Below are 18,604 nucleotides of genomic sequence, written 5' to 3' on the forward strand. Positions count from 1 at the left end.
ACGACTGCGCACTCGGCGGCCGGCGACCTCACCGCAGGGCGGCCCGGGCGCGGGCGCTGACCAGGTCGACCGCGGCGGTCAGCGCGATCACCGCCACCAGCACGGTGGTCACGGCGCCCCAGTCGAAGGCCGACACCCGGGAGGCGAGCAGTGCGCCGAGCCCGCCGGCGCCGAGCAGCCCGACCAGCACGGTGTCCCGGATCGCCACCTCCCAGCGGTAGAGCGCGAAGGCCAGCACCGGCCCGGTCGCCGCCGGGAGGACCCCGTAGAGCCAGCCGCCCACCGGCCTGGCGCCCATCGCCGTCAGCGCGGCCCGGGGGCGCGGGTCCAGTTCCTCGGTGGCCTCCGCGGCCAGCCGGCCCAGCACGCCGAGCGTGTAGACGCCCAGCGCCAGCGCCCCGGGGAGCACGCCGGGCAGCAGCACGAACAGCAGCACGAGGGCCCACACCGGCGGCGGCACGGCGCGCAGCAGCAGCAGCGCCAGCCGGACGGCGCTCCCGGTCACCCGCCGGAGCACCGGTGCGTCCCGCGGGGGGTGCGCGGCCACCCCGGCCAGCAGCACCGCCCCGGCGGTGGCGACGGCGATCGCGATCACCGACATCTGCAGCGTGTCGACCGCGGCGACCGCGACCGCGGAGAGCAGCGGCCCGTCGACGTCCGGGGGCCAGGCGGCCGAGAGGACGTAGCGCAGCTGCTCGCCGGTCCGGTCGGCGACCAGGGTGGCGGGGGAGATCGCCAGGTACCACCACGCCCAGACGATCGCGGCCAGCGTGCCCAGCACCGCCGTGGAGAGCATCGGGTCCCGACGCAGCCGGTCCCCGGACGAGCGCGGTGCGGCCACCCGCCGGCGTACCGCGCGGCCGCCGACGTCGGCGAGCAGGCACAGCAGCGCGAGGGCGTACACGCAGGACCACACCTGCTCCCAGCGCAGCGAGCTGAACGACAGCAGCAGCTGGTAGCCCAGCCCGCCGGCGCCGATCAGCCCGAGCACCACGGCCGAGCGCACCGCGCACTCCAGCCGGTAGAAGGAGTAGGACAGCAGTCCGCCCGACGCCGGGGGCAGCAGCCCGTACAGCGCGGCCGGCACCCGCCCCGCCCCGCCGGCCAGCAGTGCCTCGTAGCCGCCGCGCGGCACCTCGTCGAGCAGGTCGGCGAAGACCTTCGCGGTCACCGCGCCGTAGGGGACGCCGATCGCCAGCACCCCCACCCAGGGGTCCAGCCCGAGCAGGTTGACCAGCAGCAGCCCCCACACCGCCTCGTGCAGCCCCCGGGGGACGGCGAGCGCCCCGCGGGACAGCGTCCAGCCCAGCCTGCGTCGTCCCCAGGTGGTGCGGGCGACCGCCACCGCGCCGACCGCACCCAGCAGCACGGCCAGCGCCGCCCCCAGGGCGGCGTAGGCGACGGTGACCAGCACCGAGTCGGCGAGCACCCGGAGGAACTCGCCGTCCAGGGCGGGGGAGAGGGCGGCGGAGGCGAACCGGCCGAACTGTCCGGCGCCGGCCGGGTTGACGACGTCGCCGGCGAACGCCCCGGCCCCGGCCAGCGACCAGCCGAGGACGGCGAGCGCGCCCAGCCCCCACGCCCAGCGGCGCCGCACCCGGTTCAGCCGTGGCGGCGCCTGCGGCCGGTCCAGGACGACGGTCACCGCGGGGCGCCGTAGAAGTCGGCCAGGTCCCCGACCGTCAGCGCGGCCGCGGGCGCGTCGAGCACCACCCGGCCCTCGACCAGGCCGACCACCCGGGTGCAGTGCCGCAGCGCCAGCGCCGGGTCGTGCAGCGAGGCGACCAGCGCGCCACCGCGGTCGGCGGCCAGCCCGGCGAGCAGGGCGAGGGCACGCTCGGCCAGCACCGGGTCCAGCGCCGACGCCGGTTCGTCGGCGAGCACCAGCTCCGGCTGCTTCACCAGCAGCCGGGCGAGCGCCACCCGTTGCCGCTGGCCGCCGGAGAGCCGTTCGGTGCGCTCGAACACCCGGTCGGCCAGCCCGACCTGCTCCAGCGCGGCGAGCACCTCGGGCAGCCCCTGCGGGCGCACCAGCGACCACGCGGCCCGCCAGGCCGGCCAGTGGGACAGCCGCCCGGCGTTGACGTTGTGCACCACCCGCAGCTGACCGACGAGCTCCAGGTGCTGGTGGACGGTGCCGACCCGGGCGCGCAGCTCCCGCTGGGACCGGCCCCGCAGCGTCGTGGGGTCGGTCCCGAGCACCTCGACGGTGCCGGCGGTGGGCGGCACCGAGCCGTTGACCAGCCCGAGCAGCGTCGACTTGCCGGCTCCCGAGGGGCCGACCAGGGCCACCCGCTGGCCGGCGTCGACGGTGAGGTCGACGCCGGCCAGGGCGCGGGTGGTGCCGTAGCGGACCTCGACGCCGTCCAGCCGGAGGACGGCGGTCAGCTGATCAGCCCCAGGTCGCGGCCGACCGCCTCGATCTGGTCGTAGTTGGCCGCCTCGGTCGGGATGAACGCCCCGGCGCCGAAGAGCTCCAGCACCTCGTCCCCGGCGGGCAGGCCGGTGAAGTACTCGAGCAGCCGGTCGGGCAGGTCCGCACCCAGTCGCTCGACCGCTTGGGGGCCGGCCAGCCAGTGGTAGTCGTGGTACTCCGGCGTGCGGGCGTACTGGACGACGGCGGCCGGGTCGACCGTGCCGTCCTCGAGCCGTGCGGCCCACACCTGCTCGTTCAGCACCCCGGCCTGGTAGCTGCCGCTGGCCACCAGCGAGATCGTCGCGTCGTGCGAGCCGGAGAAGCCGGGCCCGGCGGGGAAGCCCTCCGGGTCGACTGCCTGCTCGGACAGGAAGTACGCGGGCATCAGCCGGCCGGACGTCGACGTCTCGCTGCCGTAGGTGAAGCGCAGGTCGGCCAGCGGGGTGAGGTCGTCGGCCGGGGTCAGCCCGGTGTCGGCGTTGACGATGAACACCGAGGTGAAGGACTCGTCGATGTCGCGCTGGGCGACCGGCTCGGCGCCGAGGGTCTGCAGCCGGGCCTGCACGCCGGTGAGACCGCCGAACCAGACGAGGTCGAGGTCGCCGGTGCGGAAGAGGGAGACGGCGGCGCCGTAGTCGGTGACCGGCTGGTAGGTGACGTCGAGGTCCAGCGCCTCCGACATCGAGTCGGCCAGCGTGCCGAACAGCCGCTGCAGGACCTCGGGGTCCTGGTCGGGGATCGCGCCGATGGTGAGCGAGCCGCGGGTGCCGGACGACGAGCCGGCCGAGCCCCCGGACGACGACACGGGGGAGTCGCGGCCGCAGGCGGCGAGCCCGGCCGCGAGGACCGCGGCGCTCCCGGCGAGGAGGCTGCGCCTGCTCAGTGCGTGTTCTCCGAAGCCACCCGACCGGACGGCGCGACGGCTGCTCACTACGTCCTCGGATGGGGCTGGGGCGCGGACACGGGAGACCTCCAGGAGCGTGGGGGACGGTGGACCGGCCCATCGTCACCCACGCCCGCTGCCCTGTCCTGCCCGGGTCCGTCAGCCGGCCGGGGCCGGCGCGGTCGCGCCCCAGCTGGCCAGCAGCGGCAGCTGGCGGGCGGTCAGCGACCCCGGTTCGGCGGTGTAGACGATCAGCCGCTGGTCGGGGTCGTGTGGTGCCGAGACGATCTCGATGTCGAAGGAGAGCGGCCCGGCGACCGGGTGCCGGATCCGTTTGGGCACCGAGGCGTAGTCGCGGACCCCCAGGTCGTCCCACCAGCGGGCGACGTCGGGGTCGGCTGCCCGGAGCTCCTCGATCAGGGCGTGCAGCGCGACGTCGTCGGGGTGTCGGGCGGCGTCCCGACGGAGGGACCCCACCGACGCTGCGGCGAACTGCGACCAGTTCACGATCCGTTCCCGGGCCTGCACGTCCAGGAACAGCCAGCGCAGCAGCGAGGACCCCGGCTCGAACGCCGTGCCGAGCACCGCGGTCAGCAGGGCGTTGCGGGCCAGGACCTCGCCGCGCTGGCCGAGGACGAGCGCCGGGAGGTGGTCCAGGCCGGTCATCAGGCGGAGCAGCCCGGGGTCGGCCTGCTGGGGGAGCGACGGTGTGGCCCGGCGGCGCCGGGTGGGTGCGGCGAGGTCACGCAGGTGGGCGTGCTCGACGTCGTCCAGGCGCAGGGCGCGGGCCAGGGCGTCGAGCACCGCGTCGGAGACGTTGGCCTGCCGGCCCTGCTCCAGCCGCGAGTAGTAGTCCGGGCTCAGCCCGGCCAGCACCGCCAGCTCCTCCTTGCGCAGCCCCGGCACCCGACGCGGGCCGGGGAAGGCCGTCATGCCGGCCTGGGCCGGGGTGAGCCGGTCGCGGCGGGAGCGCAGGAAGGCGCCCAGCGCGGCGCGGTCGGTCGGCACGTGCTCACGGTAGGGGTGCCGCGAGGGGAACTGCCTGGTCACGCCATGCCCAGGCTGAGCCGGACCTGGCCCGGACCGGCGGCGCCGGGTCCAGTGGGGCCATGACCTCCCCGACCGCACCGACCTCACCGACTCCTGCCGGCCGCCTGGCCGGCCGTACTGCACTCGTCACCGGCTCCACCAGCGGCATCGGCGCCGCCATCGCCCGCGGCCTCGCCGCCGAGGGCGCCACCGTCGCGGTCAGCGGCCGGGACGCCGCCCGCGGCGAGGCCGTCGTCACCGGTATCACCGCCGACGGCGGCCGGGCGGTGTTCGTCCCCGCGGACCTCGCCGGCAGCCACGCCGACCTGCGGACGTTCGCCGCCGCGGCCACAACGGCGCTCGGCGGGCGGGTCGACGTCCTGGTCAACAACGCCGGCATCTACCCGGTGACGGCCACGGCCGACCTGCCCGACGCCGACCTGGACGCGATGCTGGCGGTCAACGTCCGCGCCCCGCACGTGCTGGTCGGCGCCCTCGTCCCGGCGATGGCGGAGCGGGGCACCGGTGCGGTCGTGACGATCGGCTCCTGGATGGCCTCGGTGGGCAGCCCCTTCGGCGCGATGTACACCGCGACCAAGGCCGCCGCCGAGCAGCTGACCCGGGCCTGGGCGGCGGAGTTCGGCCCCCGCGGTGTGCGGGTCAACACCGTGTCGCCGGGCGTCACCCGCACCCCGGGCAACGAGGCCGCCGGTGACGTCCTGGACGCGATGACCGCCACCACGCCGGCCGGCGTCGTCGTCCGGCCCGAGGACGTCGCCCACGGGGTGCTCTTCCTCGCCTCGGACGACGCGGCGATGGTGCACGGCATCACGCTCTACGTCGACGGTGGCATCACCGCGACGAAGCTGAGCTGACGCAGGACGGGAGAGCACCCCGGTCCGGGGTCGCGGTCAGGACAGCTCGACGATGCTGCGGGTGACCGCAGCCTGCTCGGTGAGCACGCCCCCGATCAGGTGCTGGGTCTCGTTGATCCGCTCCACGATGTCCCGGATCGAGGCGAGCGCGCCCACCACGTTCTGCACGTCGCCCTGGATGGCCGCGACCCGGCTGCTGACGTCGTCGGTCGCCTGGGCGGTCTCCCGGGCCAGCTCCTTGACCTCACCGGCGACCACGGCGAACCCCTTGCCGGCCTCCCCGGCCCGGGCGGCCTCGATGGTGGCGTTCAGCGCCAGCAGGTTGGTCTGCTCGGCGATCCCGGTGATCACCTTCACCACCTTGTCGATCTCCGCGCTGGAGCGGCCCAGCCCCGCCACGAACTCGGTCGCCTCGCCGGCGACGCGCTGACCGTCACCGGCCACCTTCGTGGCCTCGGCGACGTTGCGCTCGACCTCGTCGATCGAGGCGACCATCTCCCGGCCGGCGTCGGCGATGCGCTGGGTGGCCGCCAGCCGCTCCAGCGTCTGGGAGATCAGGAAGGCGGTGTTGCGCAGCGCGTCCCGCCGGCTGTCGGCCAGGATCAGCGTGCGCTTGGCGAAGAAGTCCATCGTGCCGACGATCCGGCCGCCGACGGTGATCGGCAGGCACACCCCGGACCGGACGCCGGCGTTGCGCGCGGCCGGGGCACGCACGCAGTCGTGCACCTGGCCGAGGTCCTCGACGAACACCAGCTCGCCGGCGGCCCAGGTGCGACCGGCGACGCCGACGCCCTTGGCGAAGCGCGCCTCCAGCGTGATCCGCCGGAACTCCGGCCCCAGGTCGCCGGACTCCTGGGCGAACCGCAGGTCGTTCGTCGAGGCGTCCAGCGCCCAGTACGAGCCGTAGTGCCAGTCGAACTCCCGCCGGATGGTGTCCAGCGCGATGGACAGCGTCTCCTCCAGCGTCCGTGCCCGGGCGAGCCCGCGGAGCAGTCCGTTCGTCGCTGCGACGTCGCCGGCGGCACGCTTCTGGTCAGCGGCCTCGGCCACCCGGCCGAAGGCCTGGGAGACCAGCAGCCCCACCGCCCGCAGCGCGTCGAGCCGTTCGGCCGACGGAGCCAGGGTCTCCATGGTGAAGAAGTCCATCGTCCCGACGACCCGGCCCTGCTGGATGATCGGGAAGCAGATGCCGCTCTTCACCCCGACCCGCTGGGCCACCGGGGCGCGCACGCAGTCGGTCATCTCGCCGAGGTCGGCGACGAAGAACAGGTCACGGGCCTTCCAGGCCCGCCCGGAGAGCCCGACGCCCTCGGCGAAGGAGGCGCTCCGGGTCACCGCGCGGAACTCGGGTCCGGCGTCACCGGACTCCACGGTGAAGTGCAGCTGCCCGTCCTCCGGCGCGACCATCCAGTAGGAGCCGTACGCCCAGCCGAAGCTGTCCCGGACGGTGTCCAGCGCGGCCCGGGCCACCTCCTCGCAGGTGGTGGCCCGGTTCAGTGCGCTGAGCGCCCGGGTGACCGCGGCGATGTCGGAGCGGGCCTCGGCGAGCTCGGCTCCCTGGTCGGGGACGGCGCGACGGGACGCGACGATGCGCATGGCTCTCTCCACGGTCGGGGTGCGCCGTGTCTTCGACGTCCCGGTGACGTGGTCGGCAGGCGGACCGCGGAATCCAGCCGAGCCATCCGGTCGTGCGCAACAGGACGTACTCCCTCGTTCCGCATCCTGCGCGGGGCCTAGGGTCGGGCGGGTGAGCGAGCCGACGAGCGACTGCCTGTTCTGCCGGATGGTGGCCGGGGAGATCCCGCCCGACGTCGTCCGGGAGACCGACCGCACGCTCGCCTTCCGGGACATCGCCCCGCAGGCGCCCACCCACGTGCTGGTCGTCCCGAAGGAGCACCACGCCACGCTGGGCGCGCTCGCCGCGGCGGACCCCGGGCTCACCGCCGAGCTGGTCGCCGCCGCGCACGCCGTGGCCGTGCAGGAGGGCCTGGTGACGGCGGAGGCGCCCGAGCCCGGCTACCGGGTGGTGGCCAACACCGGCCCGCAGGCCGGGCAGAGCGTCCACCACGTGCACCTGCACGTGCTCGGCGGCCGGGGCCTGGGCTGGCCGCCCGGCTGAGCCCGGTGGCCCGAGCGGGGTGTCGAGGTGGCCCGCGCGGGTACGCTGGGCCGGGTCACAACCCCCGTCGCAGGAAGGCAGGGTCGAGCGTTCTTGCCCGACACCTCACCAGACGCCGTACCGGAGACCATCGCGTCCTCCCGTGAGCTGTCCGCGCGTGCCGCGGCAGCCGGCGTCCCGGACGCCCCGGCCGTACCGGCCGACGTCCGCACCTCCATCACCGTCCCCGACAGCGTCTCCATGGTGGCCCTCCTGGGCTCCGGGGACGAGCTCCTCCGCCTGGTCGAGACCGAGCTCGTCGCCGACGTGCACGTGCGCGGCAACGAGATCGCGATCACCGGGCAGCCGGCCGACAACGCCTTCGCCGTCCGGGTCTTCGACGAGCTGATCGCCCTGCTGGCGACCGGGCAGGCGCTGCGTCCGGACTCGGTCCGCCGCGTCGTCGGCATGCTGCGGGCCGGCGGCTCCGAGCGCCCCGCGGACGTGCTGAGCCTGGACATCATCAGCCGCCGGGGCCGCACCATCCGGCCCAAGACGCTGAACCAGAAGCGGTACGTCGACGCCATCGACCACCACAGCGTCATCTTCGGCATCGGCCCGGCCGGCACCGGCAAGACCTACCTGGCGATGGCCAAGGCCGTGCAGGCGCTGACCACCAAGCAGGTCAACCGGATCATCCTGACCCGGCCCGCGGTGGAGGCCGGTGAGCGGCTGGGCTACCTGCCCGGCTCGCTGTCGGAGAAGATCGACCCCTACCTGCGGCCGCTGTACGACGCGCTGCACGACATGGTCGACCCGGAGTCGATCCCGCGGCTGATGCAGGCCGGCACCATCGAGGTCGCTCCGCTGGCCTACATGCGCGGCCGCACGCTCAACGACGCGTTCGTCATCCTCGACGAGGCGCAGAACACCACCGCCGAGCAGATGAAGATGTTCCTCACCCGGCTGGGGTTCGGCTCGAAGATGGTCGTCACCGGCGACGTCACCCAGGTCGACCTGCCCGGGGGTGCGCAGAGCGGCCTGCGCATCGTGCGCGAGATCCTCGACGGCATCGACGACGTCCACTTCTCCACGCTGACCAGCTCCGACGTCGTCCGGCACCGGCTGGTCGGTGACATCGTGGACGCCTACGAGCGCTGGGACGCCACCCGGGAGACCCCGGCGCAGGCGACCGGCACGCGCGCGGCCCGGCACGGCCGCTCCCAGCCCCGGCAGCAGGGGAGCTGAGCGTGCCCGTCGAGGTCGCGAACGAGTCCGAGATCTCCGTCGACGAGGGCGCGCTCGCCGGCGTCTGCCGGTACGTGCTGGACGCCATGGAGGTCAGTCCGCTGGCCGAGCTGTCGGTGCTCTGCGTCGACGTCGACTACATGGCCAGCCTGCACGAGCGGTGGATGGGCGAGAAGGGCCCGACCGACGTGCTGGCCTTCCCGATGGACGAGCTGGACACCGCCCGTCCCGACGACCCGGACCCCGGTCCGGCGCTCCTCGGTGACGTGGTGCTCTGCCCGGCCGTCGCCGTCCGGCAGGCCCGCGCCGCCGGCCACTCGACGGCCGACGAGCTGCTCCTGCTGGCCACCCACGGCGTGCTCCACCTGCTGGGCTACGACCACATGGAGCCCGACGAGGAGAAGGAGATGTTCGGCCTGCAGTCCAAGCTCCTCGAGGGCTGGCGCGCCACTCCGCGAGAGCCGGTGACCGGCGAGCCGATGGAGCCGGAGACCCGATGAGCTCGACCGCGATCGTCCTGCTGGGCATCGCCGTCGTCCTGGTCCTCGTCGCAGGCGTCTTCGCCGCACTGGACGCCGCCCTGCAGCGGCTCTCCAAGGCCGCGGTGGAGGAGCTGCGGCGGGACGGCGCCAAGCGGGCCGGCCCGCTGACCCAGGTCATGGAGGACCGGGCCCGGCACGTGGCGCTGCTGCTGCTGCTGCGGATCGTCTGCGAGACGGCGGCAACCGTCATCGTGGCGGTCATCCTCGACGGGCTCTTCGCCAGCATCGCCGTGGGCGTCCTCGTCGCCATCGCGGTGATGACGGTGGTCAGCTACGTCCTGATCGGGGTCGGCCCGCGCACCCTCGGCCGCCAGCACGCCTACCCGATCGCGCTGGCCGCGGCCTCGCTGATCCGGCTGCTGGGCCGGCTGCTCGGTCCGATCGCCACGCTGCTGATCCTCATCGGCAACGCCATCACCCCCGGCCGGGGCTACCGCGACGGCCCGTTCAGCAGCGAGGTCGAGCTGCGCGAGCTGGTCGACATGGCCGAGGAGCGCGGCGTCGTCGAGGCCGGCGAGCGGAACATGATCCACGGCGTCTTCGAGCTCGGCGACACCATCGCCCGCGAGGTGATGGTGCCCCGGCCCGACGTGGTGTGGATCGAGCGCGGCAAGACGCTGCGGCAGGCCCTGGCGCTCTGCCTGCGCAGCGGCTTCAGCCGGCTGCCGGTGATCGGGGAGAACGTCGACGACATCATCGGCGTCGTCTTCCTCAAGGACCTGGTGCGGCGCACGCAGGGCGCCACCGACCCCCGGGCCAGCGAGCCGAAGGTCGAGGACGTGCTGCGCCCGGCCAGCTTCGTGCCGGAGTCCAAGCCGGTGGACGAGCTGCTCCGGGAGATGCAGGCCTCCCGCACCCACATGGCCGTCGTCGTCGACGAGTACGGCGGCTTCGCCGGGCTGGTCACCATCGAGGACATCCTGGAGGAGATCGTCGGCGAGATCGACGACGAGCACGACACCGTGCAGCGCCCGCCGATCGAGGAGCTGGAGGACGGCTCGGTGCGGATCACCGCCCGGCTGCCGGTCGAGGACCTCGCCGACCTGTTCCGCGTCGAGCTCCCCGACGACGACGGGGTCGAGACCGTCGGTGGCCTGCTGGCCCGGGAGATCGGCGTGGTGCCGATCGAGGGCTCGGAGGCCGAGGTCGGCGGGTTGCGGCTGGTCGCCGAGAGCACCGGCGGGCGGCGCAACCAGATCGACACGATCCTGGTCTGCCGGGTGTCCGAGCCCGGCGCCGAGGAGGAGGCCGACGAGCCCGCCCGAGTACCCGAACCGGCGACCGTGGAAAGCTGAGCGGCCGTGACCTCCGCTGAGCTGGACCCCGAGGACGCCAAGCTGATCACGCTGGCCCGCTCCGCCCGGAGCCGGACCGGCGCCGCGGAGGGCGCCGCGGTCAGGGACACCGACGGCCGCACCTACCTCGCCGCCACGGTGGCCCTGCCCTCGCTGCAGCTGTCCGCGCTGCAGGCCGCCGTCGCCGCCGCCGTCTCCAGTGGGGTCGACGGGCTCGAGGCGGCCGCGGTCGTCAGCGCGGCCGAAGCCGTCGAGGAAGCCGGGCTGGCCGCCGTCCACGACCTGACGGCGGCGGCGCCGGTGCTGCTCGCCGGCCCCGACGGGGTGGTCCGCACCACCCGTTGACCGCCGCGGGCCCTACGGTGCCTGCATGGTCCCGGTATCGAACGAACCTGTTCCTCGTCGTGCGGGTGCTGCGACGACCGCGCCGGAGGACGCCGGCCGGGTCACTGACGCCGATGCCCGGCTCGACGCCGCGATCGCCGACACGGTCCTGGCCGATGCCGCCGTGGTCGCCTCCCGGCTGTCGGCGGATCCTGCCCGGGCCGAGCAGCTGCGCGGTCGCCTCCTCGCAGTGCTGCGGGTCACCCACGCCCGGGTCCGCGGGTTGCCGCCGGCTGCCGCCCCGACCGCGCAGCCCGACGTCGGCGCCGCCCGGGCTCGCACCGGCCTGCACCCGGCGGAGTCGCTGCGCGTGGCCAGCCTGCTGTTCCAGCGCGCGCTACCCGCGCTCGTCGCGCACCACCGGGACGACGCGGTGCCCGGCGCCCGGTCCGTCACCGAGCAGGTCGCGCTGGTGCTGCACCAGGTGATCGACGAGCTGGTCATCCCCGCGTCGATCTCCTACGTCGACGTGCTGCTGTCCCGGATCAGCGACGCCAACCGGGACGAACGCCGCCGGGTCGCCCGCGACCTGCACGACCACACCAGCCACGGCATCGGCGCGGCCATGCAGGGGATCGACCTGGCCCTGCACCTGCACGCCACCGGCCAGCCGCTGGACGTGGAGCGGCTGCGCACCACCCGGCAGCTGCTGCTGGACACGCTCAACGACGTGCGGGGCATGGCCACCCGGCTGCGCGACGTGGTCGGGGACCGCACCCTGGGCCAGGCGCTGCAGGAGTACCTGGACTTCACCGCCCCGGTCGGGCTGGAGGTCACGCTCGCCGAGGACGGCGAGGACGTGGCGCCGCTGCCCGGCCACGTCAAGGAGGAGAGCTACCTCATCGTGCGCGAGGCGATCCGCAACTCGTTCCTGCACGGCCGACGGGCGACCCGGCTCGACGTCGCCGTCCGGGTCGCCGACGGTCAGCTGACGGCCACCGTGGCCGACGACGGCTCCGGCTTCGACCCCGCGGCCGTCGACGTCACCCGCAGCGTGGGGCTCTCCTCCGTGCGCGAGCGCGCCGAGGGGCTCGGGGGCAGCGTGGCCCTCGACCCCGGGCCCGGCGGCGTCCGGCTGGTGCTCACCGTGCCGTTGCCCGGGGCGTCGACGTGACCGGCGCCGAGCGCGGTCTCCGGGTCGTCCTGGTCGACGACCACCGCCTGTTCCGGGAGAGCCTGGGCGCGCTGCTCACCGTCCACCCGGGGATCGAGGTGGTCGCGGAGGGCGCGAACGGGGAGGAGGCGGTGCGGCTGGCCCGACAGCACCGACCCGACGTGGTGCTGCTGGACGTCGAGATGCCGGGTCAGTCGGTGCTGACCTCCCTGGTCGAGATCCGCAGCGCGTCGCCGTCCACCCGCATCGTCGTCCTGACCATGCACGAGAACACCCCGCTGGCCCGCCAGCTGCTGCTGCGCGGCGCCTCCGCCTACCTGATCAAGACGATCGGGCACCACGAGCTGGTCGCGGCGATCCGGGCTGCCACCGACCGTGAGCAGGACCTGATCACCCTCTCGGTGTCCCGGGGTGGGCTGGCCGGTCTCTCCTCGGGAGGTGGGCCGATGCTGTCCGAACGCGAGGTCGAGGTGCTCGCCCTCGTCGGCAAGGCCCGCTCCAACGCCGCGATCGCAGCCGAGCTGCGGATCAGCGAGGGCACCGTGAAGCGGCACCTGAGCAACATCAACGCCAAGCTCGGGTCGACGTCCCGGCTGGACGCCGTGCGGCGGGCGACCCGGGCGCGGCTGCTCGCCCCCGGCCTCGGCGACGACTGAGAAAGGACCCCGTCCTCCCCACCCTTCGCGAGCTCAGGGCGGTGCCCTGGACGGGGCCGTCAGGGCAGTCGATGGCCCAGGGCGTCCGCGACGGCGGCGGGGTCGCGCACCCACACGGTGAACGCCTTGGGGGTCTCGCCGTCGGTGTCCAGGTGTCGGACGCTGATCCGGTGCCGGCCCGGCCACCAGCCGCCGCGTCCCTTCGCCTTCGGCCAGCCGGCCGGCGGTGCCCCCGGCACGACCTCGCTGATCAGCACGAGCGGGACGACACCGAAGGACGACGTCTGCCGCAGCCCGGCGATGTCGGTGGAGACCGCGAAGTCGGAGACGGTGAAGCGGCCGGTCGACACCACCAGCACCAGCAGCCCGAGCCCCAGGGCGATCGGGGCCTCGTCGGCGACCGCGGCGCCGCCGTCCCGCCAGCCCAGGAACCCCAGCCAGGCGGCGACGGCGAGCACGGTCAGCGCGGTCACCCGCGGCGAGGCCGGGTCGTACTGCCAGTACCGCAGCGGTCGCGGGGTCACCGTGACGTACCGCTTCGGGCCGCGGCGGGCGACGTAGCCGTAGCTGGTGACCTGGTCGATGTGACGCTCCCGGTCCCGGGCGGCCTGCACGACCAGGGGCTCGCGGTTGTCGCGTCGGGACCGGGGAGGCATGCCGACCATGATCCCAGGGCGGCTCGCGTCCCGGCCGCGGCAGTGCTGTCGGTGCGCAGTGGGAGACTGGACGGCGTGACCTCCTCCGATCAGCCGCCGTACCGCAGCGGCTTCGCCTGCCTGGTCGGCCGGCCCAACGCGGGCAAGACCACGCTGACGAACGCCCTGGTCGGCGAGAAGGTCGGCATCGTCAGCAACCGGCCGCAGACCACCCGGCACGCCATCCGCGGGGTCGTGCACCGCCCGGCGGGCCAGCTGGTGCTCGTCGACACGCCCGGGCTGCACAAGCCCAAGAGCCTGCTCGGCCAGCGGCTCAACGACGTCGTCCGCGACACGCTGTCCGAGGTCGACGTCATCGTCTTCTGCATCCCCGCCGACCAGCCCGTGGGCGCCGGCGACGCGTTCATCGCCCGGCAGCTCAAGGCGGTGACCACCCCGATCGTCGTGGTCGTCACCAAGACCGACGCGGCCGGCAAGAAGGCGATCACCGAGCAGCTGGTCGCCGCCAGCCAGCTGGTCGAGGCCCGCGAGATCGTGCCGGTCAGCGCCGTGGCCGGTGACCAGGTCGGCCTGCTGGAGGACCTGCTGATCGGGATGCTGCCCGAGGGGCCGCCGATGTACCCCGACGAGCAGACCACCGACGAGGACGTCGAGCGGCAGATCGCCGAGCTGGTCCGCGAGGCCGCGCTGGAGAAGGTCCGCCAGGAGGTGCCGCACTCCCTCGCCGTCACCATCGAGGAGATCAACCGCAAGCCCGACCCGCGCGACCCCGACGCCGTCTTCACCGAGGTGCACGCCCTGCTGCACGTCGAGCGGGCCAGCCAGAAGCCGATGCTGCTGGGCAAGGGCGGCGCGACGATCAAGGCGATCGGCAGCGAGGCCCGGGTCGGGCTGGAGACGCTGCTCGGCGGCCGGGTGCACCTGGCCCTGCACGTCACCGTGCTGGGGGAGTGGCAGGACGACCCGAAGAAGCTGCACCGGCTTGGCTACTGAGGCAGCGGGCGAGTGAGCACCGCAGGGAGCGCCGGCGACCGAGGAGCGGAGCGATCTGCTGCCGGGGAACAGGGCTGCTAGGCCGTGAGCACCACACCGCAGTCCCTCTACCGGGACGAGGGCGTCGTGCTGCGCACCCAGAAGCTGGGTGAGGCCGACCGGATCATCACCGTGCTGACCCGGCGCACCGGCAAGGTGCGGGCCGTCGCCAAGGGGGTGCGGCGCACCAAGAGCAAGTTCGGTGCCCGGCTGGAGCCGTTCAGCCACGTCGACCTGCAGCTCTACACCGGCCGCAACCTCGACATCGTCAGCCAGGCGGAGTCGATCCGCCCCTACGGCACCGAGATCGTCGGCGACTACCGCGCCTACACCGCCGGCACGGCGGTGCTGGAGACCGCGGACCGGCTGACGGTGGAGGAGAAGGAGCCGTCGCTGCGGATGTTCCTGCTCGTCATCGGGGCGCTGCGCACGTTGGCCGAGGGGGTCAAGCCGGCCCCGCTCGTGCTGGACGCGTTCCTGCTCCGGGCGATGTCGGTCGCCGGCTGGGAGCCGGCGCTGGGCGACTGCGCCCGGTGCGGCGAGGTCGGCCCGCACCGGCACTTCTCCGTCCCGGCCGGGGGCACGGTCTGCCCGTCCTGCCGGCCCACCGGCTCGGCGATGCCCAGCCCGGTCACCATCGAACTGCTGGAGGCGCTGTTGTCCGGGGACTGGGGGCGGGCCGAGGCCAGCCTGGGCACCAACCGGCGGGAGGGCAGCGGCCTGGTCGCGGCCCTGCTGCAGTGGCACCTGGAGCGCGGCCTGCGCTCGCTGCCGCTGGTGGACCGCACATGAGGCGGGAGGTGAAGGCGCCGAACCCGCACCCCTCGGGCGCCACCCCGCCGGACATCCCGGCCGACAAGGTGCCGCACCACGTGGCGATCGTGATGGACGGCAACGGCCGCTGGGCGAAGCAGCGCGGGCTGCCGCGCACCGCCGGGCACGAGGCGGGGGAGTCCTCGCTCTTCGACTGCGTCGAGGGTGCCATCGAGCTGGGCATCGGGGCGATCAGCGCCTACGCGTTCTCCACCGAGAACTGGCGGCGCAGCCCCGAGGAGGTCCGCTTCCTGATGGGGTTCAACCGCGACGTCATCCGCCGCCGCCGCGACGAGATGCACGAGCTCGGGGTGCGGGTGCGCTGGGCCGGGCGCCGTCCGAAGCTCTGGCGCAGCGTCATCAAGGAGCTCGAGGTCGCCGAGGAGCTCACCCAGGACAACGACGTCCTGACCCTCACCATGTGCGTCAACTACGGCGGCCGGGCCGAGATCGCCGACGCCGCGGCGGCGATCGCCCGGGAGGTGGCCGCCGGCCGGATCAAGCCGGACAAGGTCACCGAGGAGACGATCGCCCGGTTCCTCGACGAGCCGGACATGCCCGACGTCGACCTGTTCGTGCGCAGCTCCGGGGAGAACCGCACCAGCAACTTCCTGCTGTGGCAGGCCGCCTACGCCGAGCTGGTCTTCCTGGACACGCTGTGGCCGGACTTCGACCGCCGGCACCTGTGGCAGGCGGTCGAGGAGTACGCCAGCCGGCAACGTCGTTTCGGCAGCGCCTGAGAGCGTCGTTTCGGCAGCGCCTGAGAGCGTCGTTTCGGCAGCGCCTGAAGGAGCCGCTTCAGGCGGTGTCGGAGGACTCGGTGTCGAGGGGCTCGGTGGCGTGGCCGGCGTGGGCGAGGGCGTCCCGGACGATGTGCGCCACGTGCGTGTCCACCAGGCGGTAGTCGACCTCGCGGTGCCGCCGGACGCCGGTCACCAGCCCGGCGCCGCGCAGCACCCGTAGGTGCTGGGAGACCAGCGGCTGCGGCACCCCCAGCGCGTCGACCAGCTGGTGCACGCAGCGGGAGCCGTGCTCGTCGAGCAGGGTCACGATCGACATCCGCAGCGGGGAGGCGAGGGCGGCCAGCAGCTCGCTGGCGGCCTGGACGTCGGCGGGGACGTTCCGGGACCCGGGCCGGGGGGACGGGGTCACGGACGTGGTCATGGCACCATGGTCCGAGCGCCTGAGAACGGTTGTCAACTCTTGCCGCATGGAAGGGGGAGGTGCCCGGTGTTCGCCGTGACCCGCCTGCGCGTCGCAGACGACGACGTCGCTGCCTTCCGCACCGCCACCGACGAGCTGCTCGCGGCGCTGCGGACCCGCCCCGGCTTCCTCGGCGGCGAGCTGGGCCGCGCCGCCGACGAACCGGAGCTGTTCGCCCTCTGCACTCGCTGGGAGGGCGTCGGCGCCTACCGCCGCGGCCTGTCCGCGGCCGAGGTGAAGATCGCCGGGGCGCCGGTCTGGGTGCACGCCCTGGACGAGCCCGGCGTCTACCTGACCGACTGACCTCAGGGCAGCTGGAAGCGGGCGACCAGCTCGCGCAGCTCCTCGGTGACCGTGACCAGCGCCGCCGCCGTCTCCCGGGTCGACTCGGTGGAGCCGGCGGTGGACCGGGCCGCCTCGGTCACCGAGCGGACGTTCGCCCGGACGCCGTCGGTGCCGCTGGCCGCCTCGGCGACGTTGCGGCTCATCTCCGCGGTCGTCGCGCTCTGCTCCTCCACCGCCGAGGCGATGGTCTGCTGGAAGTCGTTGACCTGCTCGACCACCGCGGCGATCCCGGCGATCGACGCCGCGGCGCCGGCGGTGTCGGTCTGGATGGCCTCCACCCGCCGGACGATGTCCTCGGTCGCCCGCTGGGTCTCCTGCGCCAGCTCCTTGACCTCGTTGGCGACGACGGCGAACCCCTTGCCGGCCTCCCCGGCCCGGGCGGCCTCGATGGTGGCGTTCAGCGCGAGCAGGTTGGTCTGCTCGGCGATCGACGTGATGGTGCCGACGACGTCGCCGATCTGCCGGGACGACTCCCCGAGCCGGGCCACCATCGCCGTCGTCTCGCGGGCGGCGGCCATCGCCGAGGCGCCCACCCGGGCGGCCTCCGACGTCGAGTGCGCGATCTCCCGGATGGAAGCCCCCATCTCCTCGGCGCCGGCGGCCACCGTGCGCACGTTGTCGCTGACGGCCTCGGTGGCGGCTCGGGCGGTGCCGGCCACCTCGGTGCCGCGGGCGGCGTCTCGGGCGACGGCGTCGGACAGGCCGCGCAGCTGGTCCGATGCCCCGGACAGGTCGCTGGTGCGGTCCCGCAGGTCGCTGAGCGCGCTGCCCATGTTCTCCAGCGACCGGTTGAGCGCGACCGCCAGCGTGCGCACCTCGTCGGTGCCCGACTCGGGCAGCCGGGGTCGCAGGTCGCCGGCGGCGACCAGCTCGAGAACGTCCACCGCGCGGTCCAGCGGCCGGGTGAGGGCGCGGGCCACCAGCAGGGCGAGGACGGCGACGACGGCGGCGACGACCAGGGCGACCAGGAGCACGGCGCGCAGCAGGGAGGACGCCGGCGCGACGGCGTCCGCCAGGTCCTCGCTGAGCACCACGCCCCAGCCGTAGCCGGCGAACCCGAGCGCACCCTGCGACGCCGACCAGCCGCGCACCTGCTCGGCGTCCTCGCCGGTGCCGTCGGCGCGGTCGTCAGTGCCGTGGCCCGAGCCCCCGGCGACCAGCGCGGTGGCGGCCGGGGAACCGGCCGCGGTCAGGTCCAGTCCCTCCTCGGCGCCCGGTCCGACCAGGACGACGCCGTCGCTGCGCAGCAGCTGGGCGGTGACGTCCAGGTCGCGGGCCGCCAGCCCGGCGACCTGCTCGTCCATGATCTGCCCGATCACCCGCGGCACCGAGGCCCAGTTGACCCACAGCCGCTGCACGCTGCCGTCGGGCCCGTAGACCGGTGCGGCGTACACCAGGGTGGCGTCGTCCCGGCCGGTGGCTGCGCTGACCAGCGGGTCGACCTCGGGGTCCTGCACGTAGGTCTGGCCGGCCGGCAGGGCCAGCGCCTGGGCGAACCACGGCCGGGTGGACAGGTCGGCGCTGGCCCAGGCGGCCGGGTCGACCGCCTCGCCGTCCCCGGTGACGCTGTTGCCGGCCACCACCCGACCGGTCAGGTCGACCACCAGCAGCAGGTCGTAGATGACGTAGTTGGTGCTGTAGAAGTCCGCGGCCCGGGCGACCGTGGCCGGGTCGGCGGAGGCGTCGGGGTTGAAGGCGAAGGCCTGCACGTCGCCGTAGCGCTCGAACAGGTTCCGGTCGATCTTGTCGATCGTCGACCGGGCCTCGCTCTGCAGCAGCTCCCCGGAGTTGCGGACCCAGTCGCCCTCGCTCCGCTGCCAGGCGAAGACGCCCAGCCCGGCGAGCGGGATCGTGGAGCAGGCGAGCACGACCAGGACCAGCAGCGCGCGGAGGGAGCGCAGGCGCAGGGCGGTGGCCAGGCGGGTGTCGGTCATGAGTGACCTCTCGGGGATGCGCTCCTGCCCGCGGGTGCCGCGCGCGTGTGTGCGCCCTCGAGATCGGCAGGCAGCGACCGT

The 18,604-nt window shown here is 74.4% G+C and carries 20 protein-coding genes; 12 read left to right on the forward strand and 8 right to left on the reverse strand.

Going from position 1 to position 18,604, the window contains the following annotated elements:
- Window positions 1-28: 28 nt before the first annotated feature.
- The 4 genes from O2V61_RS06400 to O2V61_RS06415 all read right to left on the reverse strand — a co-directional run bounded on the left by O2V61_RS06400 (window position 29) and on the right by O2V61_RS06415 (window position 4,307).
- Entirely contained in the window at window positions 29-1,645 is a 1,617-nt protein-coding gene (locus O2V61_RS06400; RefSeq protein WP_269182468.1) for a PhnE/PtxC family ABC transporter permease, read from the reverse strand.
- Window positions 1,642-2,388, reverse strand: coding sequence for a phosphonate ABC transporter ATP-binding protein (locus O2V61_RS06405; protein ID WP_269182996.1), 747 nt, complete (start codon window positions 2,386-2,388; stop codon window positions 1,642-1,644). Before O2V61_RS06405 ends, O2V61_RS06400 begins: the two co-directional genes overlap by 4 nt.
- Window positions 2,385-3,347, reverse strand: a complete 963-nt coding sequence (locus tag O2V61_RS06410) for a putative selenate ABC transporter substrate-binding protein (RefSeq protein ID WP_269182469.1) — start codon at window positions 3,345-3,347, stop codon at window positions 2,385-2,387. Before O2V61_RS06410 ends, O2V61_RS06405 begins: the two co-directional genes overlap by 4 nt.
- Window positions 3,348-3,458: 111 nt before the next feature.
- Window positions 3,459-4,307: a helix-turn-helix transcriptional regulator gene (locus O2V61_RS06415; protein WP_269182470.1), complete on the reverse strand. Its 849-nt coding sequence runs from the start codon at window positions 4,305-4,307 to the stop codon at window positions 3,459-3,461.
- A gap of 101 nt (window positions 4,308-4,408) precedes the next feature.
- On the opposite strand from O2V61_RS06415, the gene O2V61_RS06420 reads away from it, so the two are divergent.
- The gene (locus O2V61_RS06420; protein ID WP_269182471.1) at window positions 4,409-5,203 is read left to right on the forward strand and encodes an SDR family NAD(P)-dependent oxidoreductase; all 795 of its coding nucleotides are present in this window, start codon (window positions 4,409-4,411) and stop codon (window positions 5,201-5,203) included.
- A 36-nt stretch (window positions 5,204-5,239) separates the two neighbouring features.
- Here the strand turns inward: O2V61_RS06420 and O2V61_RS06425 are convergent, their stop codons facing one another.
- A complete protein-coding gene (locus O2V61_RS06425; protein WP_269182472.1) occupies window positions 5,240-6,799 on the reverse strand; it encodes a GAF domain-containing protein in 1,560 nt (519 codons plus the stop codon).
- A 151-nt stretch (window positions 6,800-6,950) separates the two neighbouring features.
- On the opposite strand from O2V61_RS06425, the gene O2V61_RS06430 reads away from it, so the two are divergent.
- The 7 genes from O2V61_RS06430 (at window position 6,951) to O2V61_RS06460 (ending at window position 12,540) form a co-directional block, all read left to right on the forward strand.
- Entirely contained in the window at window positions 6,951-7,322 is a 372-nt protein-coding gene (locus O2V61_RS06430) for a histidine triad nucleotide-binding protein (protein WP_269182473.1), read from the forward strand.
- Window positions 7,323-7,415: 93 nt separating this feature from the next.
- Window positions 7,416-8,549 carry a PhoH family protein gene (locus tag O2V61_RS06435; protein WP_269182474.1) on the forward strand — a complete coding sequence of 378 codons (1,134 nt, stop codon included), beginning with the start codon at window positions 7,416-7,418 and terminating at the stop codon, window positions 8,547-8,549.
- Window positions 8,550-8,551: 2 nt separating this feature from the next.
- Complete coding sequence (gene ybeY, locus O2V61_RS06440) at window positions 8,552-9,049, forward strand: rRNA maturation RNase YbeY (RefSeq protein ID WP_269157199.1); 498 nt, start codon at window positions 8,552-8,554, stop codon at window positions 9,047-9,049.
- On the forward strand, window positions 9,046-10,386 hold the full coding sequence (locus O2V61_RS06445; RefSeq protein WP_269182475.1) for a hemolysin family protein: 1,341 nt from the start codon (window positions 9,046-9,048) through the stop codon (window positions 10,384-10,386). The genes ybeY and O2V61_RS06445 overlap by 4 nt, the downstream gene beginning before the upstream one ends.
- Window positions 10,387-10,392: 6 nt before the next feature.
- Entirely contained in the window at window positions 10,393-10,731 is a 339-nt protein-coding gene (locus O2V61_RS06450; RefSeq protein WP_269182476.1) for a cytidine deaminase, read from the forward strand.
- Between the two features lie 25 nt (window positions 10,732-10,756).
- Window positions 10,757-11,884: a sensor histidine kinase gene (locus tag O2V61_RS06455; RefSeq protein WP_269182477.1), complete on the forward strand. Its 1,128-nt coding sequence runs from the start codon at window positions 10,757-10,759 to the stop codon at window positions 11,882-11,884.
- Window positions 11,881-12,540: a response regulator transcription factor gene (locus O2V61_RS06460; RefSeq protein WP_269182478.1), complete on the forward strand. Its 660-nt coding sequence runs from the start codon at window positions 11,881-11,883 to the stop codon at window positions 12,538-12,540. The genes O2V61_RS06455 and O2V61_RS06460 overlap by 4 nt, the downstream gene beginning before the upstream one ends.
- Window positions 12,541-12,599: 59 nt before the next feature.
- Here O2V61_RS06460 and O2V61_RS06465 read toward each other — a convergent pair whose 3' ends face one another.
- Window positions 12,600-13,196 (reverse strand): hypothetical protein, encoded by a 597-nt coding sequence (locus O2V61_RS06465; RefSeq protein WP_269182479.1) that lies wholly within the window; start codon window positions 13,194-13,196, stop codon window positions 12,600-12,602.
- 75 nt (window positions 13,197-13,271) lie between these two features.
- Here O2V61_RS06465 and era point away from each other — a divergent pair, with 75 nt between their 5' ends.
- The 3 genes from era to O2V61_RS06480 all read left to right on the forward strand — a co-directional run bounded on the left by era (window position 13,272) and on the right by O2V61_RS06480 (window position 15,781).
- Window positions 13,272-14,189 (forward strand): GTPase Era, encoded by a 918-nt coding sequence (era, locus tag O2V61_RS06470; protein ID WP_269171443.1) that lies wholly within the window; start codon window positions 13,272-13,274, stop codon window positions 14,187-14,189.
- An 84-nt stretch (window positions 14,190-14,273) separates the two neighbouring features.
- Entirely contained in the window at window positions 14,274-15,020 is a 747-nt protein-coding gene (gene recO, locus O2V61_RS06475) for a DNA repair protein RecO (protein ID WP_269182480.1), read from the forward strand.
- Complete coding sequence (locus O2V61_RS06480) at window positions 15,017-15,781, forward strand: isoprenyl transferase (protein ID WP_269182481.1); 765 nt, start codon at window positions 15,017-15,019, stop codon at window positions 15,779-15,781. Before recO ends, O2V61_RS06480 begins: the two co-directional genes overlap by 4 nt.
- A gap of 58 nt (window positions 15,782-15,839) precedes the next feature.
- Here O2V61_RS06480 and O2V61_RS06485 read toward each other — a convergent pair whose 3' ends face one another.
- Window positions 15,840-16,205 carry an ArsR/SmtB family transcription factor gene (locus tag O2V61_RS06485; protein ID WP_269182482.1) on the reverse strand — a complete coding sequence of 122 codons (366 nt, stop codon included), beginning with the start codon at window positions 16,203-16,205 and terminating at the stop codon, window positions 15,840-15,842.
- A 66-nt stretch (window positions 16,206-16,271) separates the two neighbouring features.
- Between O2V61_RS06485 and O2V61_RS06490 the strand changes: the two genes are divergently transcribed.
- On the forward strand, window positions 16,272-16,547 hold the full coding sequence (locus O2V61_RS06490; protein WP_269182483.1) for an antibiotic biosynthesis monooxygenase family protein: 276 nt from the start codon (window positions 16,272-16,274) through the stop codon (window positions 16,545-16,547).
- 2 nt (window positions 16,548-16,549) lie between these two features.
- On the opposite strand, the gene O2V61_RS06495 is transcribed toward O2V61_RS06490, so the two are convergent.
- A complete protein-coding gene (locus O2V61_RS06495) occupies window positions 16,550-18,523 on the reverse strand; it encodes a methyl-accepting chemotaxis protein (RefSeq protein ID WP_269182484.1) in 1,974 nt (657 codons plus the stop codon).
- Window positions 18,524-18,604: the final 81 nt, after the last annotated feature.

Origin of the sequence: Modestobacter sp. VKM Ac-2985 (assembly GCF_026967925.1) — a bacterium.
In the GTDB taxonomy this organism is placed as follows: domain Bacteria; phylum Actinomycetota; class Actinomycetes; order Mycobacteriales; family Geodermatophilaceae; genus Modestobacter.